We start from the raw sequence: 14,488 nt of genomic DNA on the forward strand, positions 1-14,488 counted from the left end.
GCCGGGCAACTCGACCATAGTAACCAGTACATTCCGAGGCGGCCCGGACGGGGTCGCTACCCTCGCCTGGACCAGGTCAGGAGGTGCTACGGGTGCGCGAGTTGGACGCCGCCGCGGTCGGGCGCTGGGCCGCGGCCTGCGCGCACAGCCTGGACGCGCTGCGACCGGAGATCAACGGCATCAACGTCTACCCGGTGGCGGACTCCGACACCGGGTCGAACCTGCACCACACCATCTCCGGCGCGTGGCACGCGCTGCACGGGGAAGCCCAGGAGAACGCGGGTGCGGCGCTGGCCGTGCTGGCCAAGGGCGCGGTCGCGGCGGCGAAGGGCAACTCCGGGGTGATCCTGTCGCAGGTGCTGCGCGGGCTCGCCGAGGCGCTGGCGGACCGCCCGGTGGACGGGCCCGCGCTGGCCGCCGCGCTGGTGCACGCCGACGAGACGGCCACCGGTGCGGTCGCCCGCCCGGTCGCCGGGACCATGCTGAGCGTGCTGCACGCGGTGGCCGCCGCGGTGGCCGGCTCGACCGGGACGCTGGTCGAGGTCGCGCGCGCCGCCGCCGAAGCCGCCGCGTCGGCACTGGAGCACACCCCGCAGCAGCTGCCCGTGCTCGCGCGCGCGGGAGTGGTGGACGCGGGCGGGCGCGGGGTGGTGGCCGTGCTGGACGCGCTGCTCGAAGTGGTCACCGGCAGCGAGCGCACCCCGGACCACCCGCTCACCGCGCACGGCCACGGGCACGGCGAACCCGCGTTGTACGCGTGGGAAGTGATGTTCCTGCTCGAAGGCGCCGACGAGGCCGCGTTGCCGGTGCTGCGCAAGGCGCTCAGCGGACTGGGCGACAGCGTCACCGTGGCCGCCGACGGGGCCGGTGCGCACGCGGTCCACGTGCACTGCGCGGACATCGGCGCCGCCATCGAAGCCGCGCTGGACGCCGGCCGCCCGCGTCGCATCCGCGTCGAGCCGCTGGTCACCCCGGCGCCGCTGGAACCGGGGGGCGGGCTGGACCGCACCGTGGTCGCGGTGGTGCGCGGCGAGGGGCTGGCGGAGGTCATCCGGGCGGAGAACGTCGCGGTCCTGTCGGTGCCCGCTGGTTCGGTACCCAGCGTGGAGGAGATGCTCGGCCTGATCACCGAAACCACCGGCAACCACGTCACCGTGCTGCCCGGTGGCCCCGACCTGACCACGGCCGCGGACACCGCCGCCGGGCACGCGATGACCGGTGACCGCGACGTGGTGGTCATCCCGTGCGCCTCGCCGGTGCAGGTGCTCGCGGCGCTGGCGGTGCACGACCCGGCCCGGCGCACCAACGACGACGTGGTGGCGATGGCCGAGGCCGCCGCCGCGACCCGGCGCGGTGAGGTGCTCTTCGCCAGCGGCGAGGCGCTGTCGGTGGTCGGCCGCGCGCACGCCGGTGACGTGGTCGGCCTGGTCGACGGCGAGGTGGTGCGGATCGAGCCGGCGGCCGGGGCGAACCTGCTGGAGGCGGCGATCACCGTGCTGGCGCGCCTGCTCGGGCCGGGCGGCGAGCTGGTCACCGTGGTCACCGGGGTGGGGGCGCCGCCGGACGTCGAGGAAGTGCTCGACGACTGGCTGCGTGCCGAGCACCCGGAGGTCGAACTGGTGTGCTATTCCGGACGGCAGACCGAGGCCGTGCTGCTGATCGGGGTGGAGTAGGGGAGATGACCGTTCTCGACGACAAGCTGACGCCGCTGCTCGGCGCGAAGACGGCCAAGGCGCTGGCCGGTTCGCTGGGCATCGAGACCGTGGCCGACCTGCTGCGGCACTACCCGCGCCGGTACGACGAGCGCGGCTCGCTGACCGACATCGGCGGGCTGGAGATCGGCGAGCACGTCACCGTGCTGGCCCGCATCGAGTCGGTGCAGGTGCGCTCGATGAAGGCGAGGTCGGGCAGCATCCTGGAGGTCACCATCACCGACGGCCGCCGCAAGCTGCAGCTGGCCTTCTTCGGCAACCAGGCCTGGCGCCAGCGGGAACTCCAGCTCAACCGGACGGCGTTGTTCGCGGGCAAGGTGACCGCCTTCCGCAACAAGCTGCAGCTGGCCAACCCCGAGTACGAACTGCTCGACGGCGACGAGGTGAACGAGTCGGTGATGGACGAGTTCCTCGGCATCCTGCCGGTCTACCCGGCCGCGCAGGGCATCCAGTCGTGGGCGATCGCGCGGGCGGTCCGCCAGGTGCTGGACACGCTGGACACCGCCGACGAGGACCCGATGCCGGCGGAACTGCTCGCCGCCAGGGGACTGGAGCCGCTGCACGACGCGCTGCGCCAGATCCACCGCCCGGAGAGCTGGCCCCGGCTGGAGTCGGCGAAGCGCAGGCTGAAGTGGGACGAGGCGATGTCGGTCCAGCTGATCTTCGCGCAGCGGCGGCATTCCACGGTGACCCGGCCCGCGCCGGTCTGCGCGCCGAAGGCCGGTGGCCTGCTCGAGGCGTTCGACCGGCGGCTGCCGTTCGACCTGACGCCGGGGCAGCGCGAGGTCGGCACGCGGATCGCCGAGGCGCTGTCGGTGGAGCACCCGATGAACCTGTTGCTGCAGGGGGAGGTCGGCAGCGGGAAGACGGTGGTGGCGCTGCGGGCGATGCTGCAGGCGGTGGACGCCGGGCGGCAGGCCGCGATGCTGGCGCCCACCGAGGTGCTGGCCGCGCAGCACGCGCGTTCGCTGCGGGACATGCTCGGTGAACTGGGGCAGGCGGGGGAACTGGGCGCGGCGGAGAACGCCACCCGGATCACCCTGCTGACCGGTTCGCTGCCGGCCAAGGAGCGCAAGCAGGCGCTGCTGGACACCGCGAGCGGCGCGGCGGGCATCGTGGTCGGCACGCACGCGCTCATCCAGGACACGGTGTCCTTCGCCGACCTCGGTTTCGTGGTGGTCGACGAGCAGCACCGGTTCGGTGTGGAGCAGCGGGACGCGCTGCGCTCGCGGGGGGCGGGCGGCAGCAGCCCGCACGTGCTGGTGATGACCGCGACGCCGATCCCCCGCACGGTGGCGATGACCGTCTACGGTGACCTGGAAACGGCTTCGCTGCGGGACATGCCCGCCGGGCGGTCGCCGATCTCGACCACCGTGGTGCCGGTGGCGGAGAAGCCGAAGTGGCTCGACCGGGTGTGGGACCGGGTGGTCGAGGAGGTGCGCAAGGGCAACCAGGCGTACGTGGTCTGCCCGCGCATCGGTGACGAACCGGCGTCGGACAAGAGCGACAGGCGGCCGCCGCTGGCCGTGCTCGACGTGGCCGAGGAACTGGCCGCCGGGCCGTTGCGGGGGCTGACCGTCGGGGTGCTGCACGGCCGGATGCCGCCGGAGGAGAAGGACGCGGTGATGCGGGCCTTCGCCGCGGCGAAGGTCGACGTGCTGGTGGCGACCACGGTGATCGAGGTCGGGGTGAACGTGCCGAACTCGACGGTGATGGTGATCATGGACGCCGACCGGTTCGGCGTCAGCCAGCTGCACCAGCTGCGCGGCCGGGTCGGCCGGGGGGCGAAGCCGGGGCTGTGCCTGCTGGTCACCGAGGCGCTGGAGGGCACCACCACGCGGGACCGCCTGGACGCCGTCGAGTCCACAACGGACGGTTTCGAGCTGTCGCAGCTGGACCTGGAGATCCGGCGGGAGGGGGACATCCTCGGCTCCGCGCAGTCCGGGAAGCGATCCGGTTTGAAGCTGCTCTCCCTGCTGCGGGACGAAGCGATCATCGCGGATGCCAGGGAATGCGCCCAGCGCATCGTGGCCGAGGACCCCGACCTGGTGAAGCACCGCGGCCTGGCCCACATGGTCGCCTCCGTGGTGGACGCCGAACGAGCGGAGTACCTGGAGAAGTCGTAGGCGACGACGGCGCCGGGGCGCTCACCACGGTGGTGCGGGGCACCGCCGGAGGTTCCGGGTGGCGACGGTTCCGGCTGGTCCGTCACCCGGTGATCGGGCGGCGCTGCTGTGCCACGGAGTGGCTCAGCCGCTGAGGTGGGGTCACGGGAACTCGCCGGGGCGGCGCCACACGTGGCCGGGAACGCCACCGGCCACCGGTTAGCTGATGAAGACGCCCGCCTTCGCCGCCGCCACCGCGGCGCGGGCGGCGCGGTCGGCGTCCGCGGGAGTGACGGGTTCTCGGCTGATGAAGAGGCGGTAGAAGACCGGGGCGGCGGCCTGGCGCATCACCTCGACGGGATCGGTGCCCACCGGGATCTCGCCGCGGGTGACGGCGCGTTCGGCCATGGCGGCGCCTCGCCGGTGCCGGTCGGCGTAGTACTCGCGCAGGGCATCGGCGGCCTTCGGCGACTGGAACGACGAGGCCACCGACGCCAGCGGCAGCGCGGACTTCGCCGGATCGGTGAAGTAGTCGGCCAGTTCGCGGTTCATCGCCCCCAGGTCGCCCTCGAGCGAGCCGGTGTCCGGCACCTCCCAAGTGTGCTCGATGCCGAACAGCAGCGCCGCCGCGACCAGCCCCTCGGCCGAACCCCAGCGCCGGTACAGCGTGGTCTTGTGCACGCCGGAGCGTTCGGCGACGGCATCGACGGTCAGCCCCGGGTAGCCCTTCTCGGCCAGCTCGTCCAGGGTCGCGGTCAGCACCGCCACGCGGTTGCGCTCGGTGCGCCCGCCGGGCCGGGTGCCGGGAAATTCAGTAGGCAACTGCTACTCCTGTTGCGTTAGTGTCTCCAGTGTGCCACAACTCCTTCCCCTCGACCGCCTCGCCGAGCTGATCGGTGACGCCCGCATCGTCGCCATCGGCGAGAACAACCACCACATCCGCGAGTTCAGCGCCTACCGCGACCGGGCGCTGCGGCTGCTCGTCACCGAACTCGGGTTCGGCGCGCTCGCCTTCGAATCCGGCTTCGCCGAGGGCAGGCTGGTCGACGCCTGGCTCCACGGTGCACCCGGCGCCGTCGCCGACGTCGCCCGCGACGGGTTCACCTTCTCCCTCGGCGATTCCCGCGAGATGCACACCATGCTGACCTGGTTGCGCGAACACAACGCCGCCGGCGGGGACGTGCGCTACGCCGGGCTCGACGTGCCCAGCAGCGCGGGTTCGCCGGAACCGGCGCTGCGGGCGGTGCGCGAGTACCTGCTCGCCGCCGACCCCGGTGCACTGTCTCTTGTGGACAAAGCGCTGGCCGCCACCCAGCCGTACTCCGGGGTCAGCAGCGCCGTCTCCCCGGAGCTGTACCAGCGTTTCGAAAACCGCGACGCGGCCACCGCCGCGCTGGCCGTGCTGGTCGCCCACCTGGAGTCCACCGGCCCGGTGCTGCGCCGCGGTGGCAGCCGGGGAGCGCACGCGGTGGCGCTGCACCACGCCCGCGGTGCGCTGCGCGTGGACACCTACCTGCGCGAGGTGTCCGACGCGATGAACGGCTCGGCCACCCCGGTGCAGGGCGCCTCGCGCGACCGCTACATGGCGGAATCCGTGCGCCTGGCGCGCGAATTCTGGCCCGACCGCAAAATCGTGCTGATGATGCACAACGGCCACCTGCAGCGCACGCCGAGCAGTCTCATCCCCGGGGTGACCAACGCGCCGGCCGGCGCGCACCTGGCCGACGAGTTCGGCGACGACTATTTCGCGCTGGCGCTGACCGGTGGCACAGGCCAAACCCCCGGATTGCGGCCCGATCCCGACGCCCGGCTGGGTTTCCGGCTGTACGAGCAGGAACTCGGTGCTCCGGAACCGGGCAGCATCGAGGAGTTCCTGTCCGGCGCCGGGGCGGGCCTGCTCGACCTGCGCCCGCTGCGCAACTCGGCTGACCGACCGCACGGTATTCGGCACGCGCACCTGACCGTGCAGGCCGACGTGCCCTTCGCATTCGACGCCGTGGCCCATTTTCCCCGCTTCGGCGTCTGCCAGTTCTGAATATTCCCAGTTCAACCCGGATGCCGGAGAATTGTTGCCGCCGAGCGGTTACCGTGCGCGACAGCACGCTATAACGTTGGGTAGATAAATATTCGGCCACTGTCCGGTATTCGGCCTGGGTTGTGCAACGTTCAATCGGAGTAGCCCGACTGAGTGATCGGAGTGCTTTAACGGAACTAGTGGAGGCGAAGGATGGAGCGATCGCCGGGGGAAGCGGCCACTGGGGGCCCCAGCCCGGGCGCTCGGCCGGTCGGGGTGGCCACTCGGGAGTTCCTGCACGATCTCGGGCACAGCCTGGCCACGTTGTCGTACCTGGTGGAGGCGGTGCGGGCGGATGCCACGCTGGCCCCGGGCACCCGCCGCCGGGCGGACGCCATCGACCAGGAGACGAACCGGTTGCTGGGCATGGTCCGCCACGCGATGGTGTCCGGCGACCGGCCGCGGACCGTGCTGGTGGACGTCGGGGAAGTGCTGGAGCAGATCGTTTCGCTGGTTTCGCTGGCCGGCGACACCTCGGTGGTGGTGCTGCCGGGTGAGCCGGTTTCGCTGCTGGTGGACGAATCACTGCTGTGGCGCATGGTCACGAACCTGGTCGACAACGCCGTTCGCGCGGCCGGGCCCGGTGGCCGCGTGGAGGTGTCCGCCCGCGAGGAGGGCGGGCTGGTCACCGTCGAAGTCGCCGACGACGGACCCGGTTTCGGTGAGGGCCCGGCCGGCTGGGCGTCGCTGGGGCTGGGCATCGTCGAACGGCTCGCCGAAGCCTGCCGCTGCGGGTTCCAGGTGGTGACCGCGGGTTCCCGGGGGACCCGGGTGCGCCTGCTGTTCGGCGGGCCCGAAGGAGGGCCGGAATGAACATCAGCTTGGTGCTCTGCGACGACCACATCCTGTTCTCCGACGCGCTGGCGTCCGTGCTCGGCCACGAGTTCGAAGTGCTCTCGGTGATCGACAAGATGGCCGACATCCCGGCCGCGATCCGGCGGCACCGGCCGGACGTGTGCCTGCTCGACCGCCGGTTCGTCGACGGTGACGCGCTCGACCGGCTCACCGAGATCCGCGCCGCGCGCCCGGCCACCAAGGTGGTGGTGCTCACCGCCGACCAGGACGACGAGGGCCTGCACCGGGCGCTCGCCGGCGGTGCCGTCGGTTACGTGCAGAAGACCTGCGGGGTGGCGACGCTGACCGCCGCGCTGCGCAGTGTGGTGGCCGGTGAAGTGGTGGTGCACGTGGCTTCGGAGCGGTCCGCGTTGCGCTCGCGGGGTTCCGCCGAGGCGGCGCGGCTGGCCGCGCACCTGACCGCCCGCGAACGCGAATGCCTGGCGATGCTGGTGGAAGGGCTCAGCACCGGGGAAATGGTGGCCAGGCTCGGCGTCGCCACCACCACCGTGCGCACGCACATCCAGGCGCTGCTGAGCAAACTCGGCGTGCACTCGCGGCTCGAAGCGGCTTCGCTGGCCGTGCGCTACTCGCTGCTCGACGAGCAGCACCCCCGCCGCCGGCGCCGTCGCGGCACCGTGGAGGCCGGCTGACGGCGGCTCAGCCTTCGCCCGCCGCGCGGGTGGAGTAGGCGCGCACCAGCTGCCGTTCCGCGTCGTTCAGGTAGGCGGCCAGCACGGTCTCGGCGCGCAGGTTGTGGCCGTCGCGCAGCAGCTGCAGGATCTCTTCGTTGCGCAGCAGGTACGGCTGGTGGAATTCGCGTGGATCGGTCATCACGTGGAAGACCAGCCGCAGCTCGGCGAAGATGCCCTGCATCAGCTCGTCGATGCGCGGGCTCGCGCTGAGCGCCGCCAGTGCCTGGTGGAAGTGGATGTTCGCGGTGCCGAGGGCACGCCAGCCCTCGGACCGCTCGGCGAGCACCCCGTCGGCGACCGCGCGTTCGAGCCGGGACAGGTCGGGCTCGACCGCGTTGCGCACGGCGGCGCATTCGATCACCTTGCGGACCCGGTAGAGGTCCACCACGTCGTCCACGCTCAGCATCCGGACGAAAACACCGCGGTTCAGCTCGTGGGAGAGCAGGCGTTCGTGGGTGAGCAGGCGGAAGGCTTCGCGCAGGGTGTTGCGCGAGACGCCCAGCGCGGCGCCGATCTCGTGCTCGGACAGCCGGGCGCCGGGCAGGAAGAAGCCCTCCGAGATGCGGGTGCGCAGCACGTCGGCCACGCGCTCGGCGGTGCTGGTCCGGCCGAGCAGGCCCCGGTCCGCGGCCAAGCCGGCCGAGCTGTCTGGGGTGCCGCTGCTGTCTGCGATGACCACGGGATCAGCCTACCGCAGGTCAAGTCAACGATAGGCGGAAACTCCTGGAGGATTATCCTCCTGACCTCTTGTGGGATTGTTCAACAATAGCCTACCTTGTGTCGCAGCTCACCTGTGTATCCCTGGACCCGGGTTCGGCGAACCCCCTGAACTCCGCGAGGTGCGTGATGGACACGACCGCAGCGACCGCTGAGGACACCCGACCGTTCGCCTGGTACCGAACACTCGGCTCGCGCGGGCGGCGCGCCTTCGCCGGCGCGTTCGGCGGCTACGGCCTCGATTCGTACGACTACTGGGTCCTGCCGCTCAGCCTGAGCGCGATCATCGCCTACTTCGGCCTGACCCCCGGCACGGCCGGCCTGCTCAGCACCACCACGCTGGTGGTCTCGGCGATCGGCGGCGCCGGCGCGGGCATCCTGGCCGACCGCATCGGCCGGGTCCGCACGCTCCAGCTGACCGTGGCCACCTACACCGTGTTCACCGTGCTCTGCGGGTTCGCGCCGAACTTCGAGACGCTGCTGGTGTTCCGCGCCCTGCAGGGCCTCGGCTTCGGCGGCGAGTGGGCGGCGGGCGCCATCCTGGTCGCCGAATACGCCAGTTCGCGGTACCGCGGCCGCACGGTCGCCTTCGTGCAGAGCGCGTGGGCGGCGGGCTGGGGCCTCGCGGTGATCGCCTACACCGTGGTGTTCAGCCTCTCCGGCGACGACCTGGCCTGGCGCATCATGTTCTGGACCGGGGTGCTCCCGGCGCTGCTGATCATGTGGGTGCGCAAGAACGTCACCGACTCCGACCAGGCCACCCAGCGCCGCCGGGACACCGAGGAGCGCGGTTCGTTCGCGCGGATCTTCCGCGGCGACCTCCTGCGCACCACGCTGGTCGCGTCGCTGTTCGCCACCGGGGTGCAGGGCGGGTACTACACGCTGGCCACCTGGCTGCCGTCGTACCTGCGCACCACCCGCGAGCTGACCGTGATCAACACCGGCGGGTACTACGTGTTCCTGATCTCCGGCGCGTTCATCGGGTACGTCTGCGGTGGCTACCTCACCGACCTGCTGGGGCGCAAGCGGACCTTCGTGCTCTTCGCCGCGTTGTCGGCGGTGCTGATCGTGGCCTACACCCAGATCCCGCACGGGGCCAACACCCTGGTGATGATCCTCGGCTTCCCGCTCGGCTTCTCCATGTCCGCGATCTTCAGCGGGTTCGGCGCCTTCCTCGCCGAGCTGTACCCGACCGCGCAGCGCGGCACCGGGCAGGGCTTCACCTACAACTTCGGCCGCGCCGTCGGCGCCGTTTTCCCCGGTGTGGTGGGACTCCTCGGCGCCGGTGGCGCGATGGTGTTCGGCGCGGTCGGTTACGGCGTCGCGGTACTGGCCCTGCTGGGCCTGCCGGAAACCCGTGGAAAGGAACTGGCATGACCATTGTGGACGAACCGGTGACGCTGGCCCCGGCGGAAGCGCGCGCCCTGTTCCGCGACGGCGTCGAGGCCCCGACGACGGGCTGGTCGGCGGGTTACACGCAGGCGAACCTGATCGCGGTGCGGAAGAACTGGGCGTACGACGTGCTGTTGTTCTGCCAGCGCAACGCCCAGCCGTGCCCGGTGCTCGACGTCAGCGATCCCGGCGATCCGTCGACCGTGCTGGCGCCCGGCGCGGACCTGCGCCGCGACCTGCCGCGGTACCGGATCTGGGAGAACGGCAGGCTGCGCGCCGAAGTCACCGACGCCACGCGGTACTGGCGCAGCGATCTCGTCGCCTTCTCGATCGGGTGCAGCTTCTCCTTCGAGACCGCGCTGGCCGCCGAGGGCATCCCGCTGCGGCACGTGGCGCAGGGCCGCAACGTGGCGATGTACGTGACCAACCGGAAGTGCCGCCCGGCCGGCCGGTTGCACGGGCCGATGGTGGTGTCCATGCGCCAGATCCCGGAGCACCGGGTGGACGACGCCATCCGGATCACCGCGGAGATGCCCGCCGTGCACGGCGCGCCGGTGCACGCCGGCGACCCGGGTGCGCTCGGCATCGCCGACCTCGGCAGGCCCGACTTCGGCGACCCGGTGGTGCCGGAACCCGGTGACGTGCCGGTGTTCTGGGCGTGCGGGGTGACCCCGCAGGCGGCGCTGATGGCGTCGAAACCGCCGTTCGCCATCACGCACGCGCCGGGGCACATGCTGATCACCGACCGGCGGGACGACGAGTACCGGGTCGGCCGCCGGTGATCCGGGTGCACCGGTACGGCACCCGCGCGGCCCTGGTCGACCTCCCCGGCGCCGCCGAGGTGCTCGGGCTCGACGCCGCGCTGGCGGCGGACCCGCCGGACGGGGTGGAGGAGGTGGTGCCCGCCGCGCGGACCGTGCTGGTCCGGTTCGACCCCGGCCGCACCACCTTCGAGCGGCTGGTCGACCAGCTCACCGGCCGTCCGCTGCACGAGCCACCCGCCCGTCGGGGTGACGAACTGGTGGTACCGGTCCGCTACGACGGCGAGGACCTCGCGGAAGTGGCTTCGCTGAGCGGGATGAGCGAGGCCGAGGTGGTCCGCCGGCACACCGGCGCCGAGTACCGGGTCGCCTTCTGCGGGTTCGCGCCCGGCTTCGGTTACCTCACCGGCCTCGACCCGCGGCTGCACCTGCCACGGCGCGGCAGCCCGCGGGTGCGCGTGCCCGCGGGCGCGGTCGCGGTGGCGGGCGGGTACACCGCGGTGTACCCGCACCCGTCGCCCGGCGGCTGGCACCTGCTCGGGCACACCGAGCTGACCGTGTGGGACACCGGCCGCGAGCCGCCGAACCTGCTCGCCCCCGGCACGACCGTGCGGTTCACCGAGGCATGAGCACGAAGCTCGAAGTGCTCGCCCCCGGCCTGTTCGCCACCGTGCAGGACCTCGGCAGGCCGGGGTACACCGGGCTGGGCGTCGGCCGGTCCGGTGCCGCCGACCGCGCCGCGCTGCGCCTGGCGAACCGGCTGGTCGGCAATCCCGAAGCCAACGCCGCGATCGAGGCGACCTTCGGTGGCCTGGCCGTCCGGTTCGACGGCCCGGCGCTGATCGCGCTGACCGGGGCGATCGGCCCGGCCCGGCTCGGCGGCCGGGCGATCGGCCCGAACGCCCCGGTGCTCGTCCGCGCCGGGGACGAACTCCGGCTGGGCCCGCCGGACCGCGGGCTGCGCACGTACTTGGCGGTGCGCGGCGGGATCGACGTGCCACCGGTGCTCGGCGGCCGCGGCACGGACACGCTGTCCGGGCTGGGGCCGGCCCCGCTCGCGGCGGGTACCACGCTGCCGGTCGGCCACCGGGTGCTCGCCTGGCCCGTGGTGGACCAGGCGCCGTGCGCGGCGCTCCCGGGCGAACCGGTGCTGCGGCTGGTTCCGGGGCCACGTCTGGACTTCTTCACCGGGGACGCGTTCGGCACCCTGCTGTCCGGGCGGTACGCGGTCTCGGCGGAGAGCAACCGGGTCGGGCTGCGGCTCGACGGGCCGGCGCTGCACCGGGTGGTACCGGGGGAGCTGCCGTCCGAACCGGCGGCGCCGGGGGCGGTGCAGGTGCCCCCGTCCGGGCAGCCGATCCTCTTCCTCGCCGACCACCCGGTGACCGGCGGCTACCCGGTGGTGGCGGTGGTGGCGGAGGAGGACCTCGGCGGGGCCGCGCAGGCGCGGCCGGGCACCCGCCTGGTGTTCGTCAGAAGTCGCCTTCCAGGGTGATCAGCTCGCGCAGCTTCTGCAGCGCGCGGTGCTGGGTGGTGCGCACGTTGCCCGCCTTGAGGCCGACCGCCTCCGCGGTCTCGGCGGCGGACAGGCCCACGGCCACGCGCAGGATGACGATCTCCTGCTGCACCCGGGGCAGCGTGCGGATCAGCCGGTTCAGCCGTTCCCCGAGGTCGACGTCGAGCGCGTACTTCTCCGGCTCGTTGTCGGCGCCGGAGCGCTCGGGCAGGTCGGGGACCGGCTCGCAGCGGTCACGGGAGACCGCGCGGAAGGCGTCGGCGACCTTGTTCGCGGCGATCGCGTGCACCAGGTAGAGGAACGAACCGCCCCGGTCCTGGTACTGCGGCAGCGCCTTGAGCACCGCCAGGCACACCTCCTGGGAGATGTCGTCGGCGGAGAAGTACGACAGGTCGCGACCGCCGAGCCGGGCCCGGCAGTAGCGCGTGACCACCGGTTTCAGCGCGGCCAGCAGGCCGTCCATCGCGTCGTGGTCGCCCTTGGCGGCCCGGCGGACCAGGGGGTCGAGGTCCTCCTTGGTCAGCCGTGGATAGTGGCTCGAGTTCCGCTGGACCGTCTTCGGCGTCGCGGGCCCCTCGGTGTCCCGCGTCGTCGAGTCCAAGCTCGTGGTCATCCGCCCGCCCATTCTTCGAACGTCCGCTGTTGTCCCGCCCAGCCGCTGAACCGACAAACTCGATTAATCACCGAATCAACCGCCCCTGCTGAGCGTCATTGTCCGATCGCTAACAAGACGACTGTCCGTAGCTGAGTTACCCGAATGGCTCTCGCTCGTTCTGCGATCTGACGACTGTGCGTAACTCTAGACCGCCAGACGCGTCGGCTCCAGGGATCTCGCAGAGATGCCCCATTAGCACGAATCTAGGTCTCAATCATCTTTCGGTTGCGGAGCGCAAAAGTGCCGAGCGCCCTGATTGCTCCGTACGGCGGTAGGGCCTTAGGACCCTGAAAATCGCGTTTGCCAGTTAAGCGAGAAACACCAGCGCGACCACCGCCAAGAGGGTCAGCGAACCCGCCGCCAGGCCGATGACCAGGGGCTGTGCGGCAGCCGGCGCAGTCAGCCGGGCCCGGAGGAGGTGTCGTTCACGCCGCCGGGCCAGCAGGGCGAGCGAAATCGTGACCAGGACCCCGGTGACCGCCGGGATAACGGAGAGGTCACCGCCGGAGTGTGCCACTGAGTGGAAGAGCAGGGCGGTCACGGCCGCCGCGGAGGCGGTGGTGCGGCGCCACGCGAGCCAGGTGCGCTCCGGCTGGAGGCCCGGATCGCGGCTCATCCGGTCACCGCGAGCACCACGGCGAAGGCGGTGATGGCCAGCACGCCGATGGTCAGCACGAGCAGCATCCGGTTGGGCGGCAGCGGTTCACCGCGGCGCATCGCCCGCTGGACCCGGCGCCAGCGGGGGTAGCTCGCCGCGGTCAGCAGCACCGCGAGCGCCGCGCACAGCAGGGCCAGCGCGGTCCGGGCCCCCGGCACGCCGAACTCCGGCACCAGCTGCCGCACCGCCACCGCGCCGGCCAGCAACCCCAGCGCGGTGCGCAGCCAGGCGAGGAAGGTGCGTTCGTTGGCCAGGCTGAACCGGTAGTCGGGTTCGTGCTCTTCGGGGGACTCGGTCATGCGGACAGCCTGTCCCGGGCGGTTCAGCCGGGCGACTCCGGGTGGCGGTGCGCGAAGACCCACCAGCGGAGCAGTGCGAACCGGCAGGCGCCCCCGAGCAGGCTGGCCGTGGCGAGCACCACGGTCTCGGTGACCGCGGACGGGTCGGGGACCACCGCGTGCAGCACGAGCAGCACGACCGAGCCGTACCCGGCGTAGAAGGCGATGGTGCCGGCCACCTGGAGGTGCCGCCGCCGCGGCGGGCTGGTGCTGCCCGCGAAGGTGACCCGCCGGTGGAACTCGGTGTTGCCGACGGTGGTGACGGTGATCGCGAGCAGGTTCGCCACGTGGGCGCCCAGCGGCGCGCGGAGCAGGAAGTAGAGCACGAACTGCGCCACGGTGGTCACCACGCCCGCCGCCAGGTACCAGCCCGCGTGCACGGCGAGGCCGTGGGTCGGGGCTGGCGCTGCCGTGGTGGCCATGACCTGGACGTTACCCAGCCCGCCCGCCCGGGTGGCTGTGAGGTGCACGACGGTGCCGCGGTTTCGGCGGCGGGCCGGGCGGGTAGGCGAAGCGCACCAGAGCAAGACCACGAGGAGGATGCCGATGTCCGCACCCCAGGATCCGGTCGAAACCGATCCGGCCGCGCTGAACAGCGCCGAGGACCTCGACGAGGACCGCCTGAAGGTGGACCCGCTGGAGGAGGGCATCGAGCCGCCGGAGCACTGGAGCGAGGCCAACCGCTTCGGGATGACCCCGGCCGAGCAGCGCGAGGGCGAGAGCATGGAGGCGCGGTTGCGGGAAGAGCAGCCGGACGTGAGCGTCGAGGAGGTGCCGGAGAAGCCGATCGCGGCGACCCCGGCCGACGAGCTGGACGAGTCGATCGACGACCAGCCGGTGGACGTGGACGCGGTGGTCCCGGAAGACGCCGGTGGCGGCCGTCACACCTTCAGCGACGCCATCCCGGAAGCCGCTGACCAGCCGGGTGGCTCGGTGGCCGACACCATCCGCACCCCCGAGTAACCGGGCGGCGCCCAGCGCGCGCGGAGCGTGACCCCTACGGTGGGAGGGGCCAGAGCCAAGCAACCGAC

General features: G+C 72.3%; 16 protein-coding genes. 10 read left to right on the forward strand and 6 right to left on the reverse strand.

Annotation, left to right across the window (positions count from 1 at the left end; translation table 11 throughout):
* The first annotated feature begins 92 nt into the window (after positions 1–92).
* Together AC07EG_RS18310 and recG are read left to right on the forward strand one after the other, a co-directional pair.
* Positions 93–1,673 (forward strand): DAK2 domain-containing protein, encoded by a 1,581-nt coding sequence (locus AC07EG_RS18310; protein ID WP_478254291.1) that lies wholly within the window; start codon positions 93–95, stop codon positions 1,671–1,673.
* Positions 1,674–1,678: 5 nt separating this feature from the next.
* Complete coding sequence (gene recG / locus AC07EG_RS18315; RefSeq protein WP_478254292.1) at positions 1,679–3,838, forward strand: ATP-dependent DNA helicase RecG; 2,160 nt, start codon at positions 1,679–1,681, stop codon at positions 3,836–3,838.
* 198 nt (positions 3,839–4,036) lie between these two features.
* Here the strand turns inward: recG and AC07EG_RS18320 are convergent, their stop codons facing one another.
* Complete coding sequence (locus tag AC07EG_RS18320) at positions 4,037–4,639, reverse strand: TetR/AcrR family transcriptional regulator (RefSeq protein WP_478254293.1); 603 nt, start codon at positions 4,637–4,639, stop codon at positions 4,037–4,039.
* A gap of 31 nt (positions 4,640–4,670) precedes the next feature.
* Here AC07EG_RS18320 and AC07EG_RS18325 point away from each other — a divergent pair, with 31 nt between their 5' ends.
* The 3 genes from AC07EG_RS18325 to AC07EG_RS18335 all read left to right on the forward strand — a co-directional run bounded on the left by AC07EG_RS18325 (position 4,671) and on the right by AC07EG_RS18335 (position 7,378).
* Positions 4,671–5,852 (forward strand): erythromycin esterase family protein, encoded by a 1,182-nt coding sequence (locus AC07EG_RS18325; protein ID WP_478254294.1) that lies wholly within the window; start codon positions 4,671–4,673, stop codon positions 5,850–5,852.
* 255 nt (positions 5,853–6,107) lie between these two features.
* The gene (locus AC07EG_RS18330; RefSeq protein WP_478254295.1) at positions 6,108–6,704 is read left to right on the forward strand and encodes a sensor histidine kinase; all 597 of its coding nucleotides are present in this window, start codon (positions 6,108–6,110) and stop codon (positions 6,702–6,704) included.
* Positions 6,701–7,378, forward strand: a complete 678-nt coding sequence (locus tag AC07EG_RS18335) for a LuxR C-terminal-related transcriptional regulator (RefSeq protein WP_478254296.1) — start codon at positions 6,701–6,703, stop codon at positions 7,376–7,378. The genes AC07EG_RS18330 and AC07EG_RS18335 overlap by 4 nt, the downstream gene beginning before the upstream one ends.
* Before the next feature lie 7 nt (positions 7,379–7,385).
* Here AC07EG_RS18335 and AC07EG_RS18340 read toward each other — a convergent pair whose 3' ends face one another.
* Positions 7,386–8,099, reverse strand: coding sequence for a GntR family transcriptional regulator (locus AC07EG_RS18340; protein WP_478254297.1), 714 nt, complete (start codon positions 8,097–8,099; stop codon positions 7,386–7,388).
* Positions 8,100–8,266: 167 nt separating this feature from the next.
* On the opposite strand from AC07EG_RS18340, the gene AC07EG_RS18345 reads away from it, so the two are divergent.
* The 4 genes from AC07EG_RS18345 to AC07EG_RS18360 are packed head-to-tail and all read left to right on the forward strand — an operon-like array spanning position 8,267 to position 11,785.
* Complete coding sequence (locus AC07EG_RS18345; RefSeq protein WP_478254298.1) at positions 8,267–9,514, forward strand: MFS transporter; 1,248 nt, start codon at positions 8,267–8,269, stop codon at positions 9,512–9,514.
* Positions 9,511–10,311, forward strand: a complete 801-nt coding sequence (locus AC07EG_RS18350) for a putative hydro-lyase (RefSeq protein WP_478254299.1) — start codon at positions 9,511–9,513, stop codon at positions 10,309–10,311. Before AC07EG_RS18345 ends, AC07EG_RS18350 begins: the two co-directional genes overlap by 4 nt.
* Positions 10,311–10,919 (forward strand): 5-oxoprolinase subunit B family protein, encoded by a 609-nt coding sequence (locus tag AC07EG_RS18355; RefSeq protein ID WP_478254363.1) that lies wholly within the window; start codon positions 10,311–10,313, stop codon positions 10,917–10,919. The genes AC07EG_RS18350 and AC07EG_RS18355 overlap by 1 nt, the downstream gene beginning before the upstream one ends.
* Positions 10,916–11,785: a 5-oxoprolinase subunit C family protein gene (locus AC07EG_RS18360; RefSeq protein ID WP_478254300.1), complete on the forward strand. Its 870-nt coding sequence runs from the start codon at positions 10,916–10,918 to the stop codon at positions 11,783–11,785. Before AC07EG_RS18355 ends, AC07EG_RS18360 begins: the two co-directional genes overlap by 4 nt.
* Here AC07EG_RS18360 and shbA read toward each other — a convergent pair.
* The 4 genes from shbA to AC07EG_RS18380 all read right to left on the reverse strand — a co-directional run bounded on the left by shbA (position 11,763) and on the right by AC07EG_RS18380 (position 13,879).
* On the reverse strand, positions 11,763–12,419 hold the full coding sequence (gene shbA, locus AC07EG_RS18365) for an RNA polymerase sigma factor ShbA (protein ID WP_478254301.1): 657 nt from the start codon (positions 12,417–12,419) through the stop codon (positions 11,763–11,765). The two genes, AC07EG_RS18360 and shbA, sit on opposite strands and share 23 nt — an antisense overlap.
* 349 nt (positions 12,420–12,768) lie before the next feature.
* A complete protein-coding gene (locus AC07EG_RS18370) occupies positions 12,769–13,077 on the reverse strand; it encodes a DUF202 domain-containing protein (protein ID WP_478254302.1) in 309 nt (102 codons plus the stop codon).
* The gene (locus AC07EG_RS18375; protein WP_478254303.1) at positions 13,074–13,418 is read right to left on the reverse strand and encodes a YidH family protein; all 345 of its coding nucleotides are present in this window, start codon (positions 13,416–13,418) and stop codon (positions 13,074–13,076) included. The genes AC07EG_RS18370 and AC07EG_RS18375 overlap by 4 nt, the downstream gene beginning before the upstream one ends.
* Before the next feature lie 23 nt (positions 13,419–13,441).
* A complete protein-coding gene (locus AC07EG_RS18380) occupies positions 13,442–13,879 on the reverse strand; it encodes a GtrA family protein (RefSeq protein ID WP_478254304.1) in 438 nt (145 codons plus the stop codon).
* A 118-nt stretch (positions 13,880–13,997) separates the two neighbouring features.
* Between AC07EG_RS18380 and AC07EG_RS18385 the strand changes: the two genes are divergently transcribed.
* Positions 13,998–14,420, forward strand: a complete 423-nt coding sequence (locus AC07EG_RS18385; protein ID WP_478254364.1) for a hypothetical protein — start codon at positions 13,998–14,000, stop codon at positions 14,418–14,420.
* The last annotated feature ends 68 nt before the right edge of the window (positions 14,421–14,488 follow it).

The organism is Amycolatopsis sp. NPDC045836 (genome assembly GCF_056431745.1).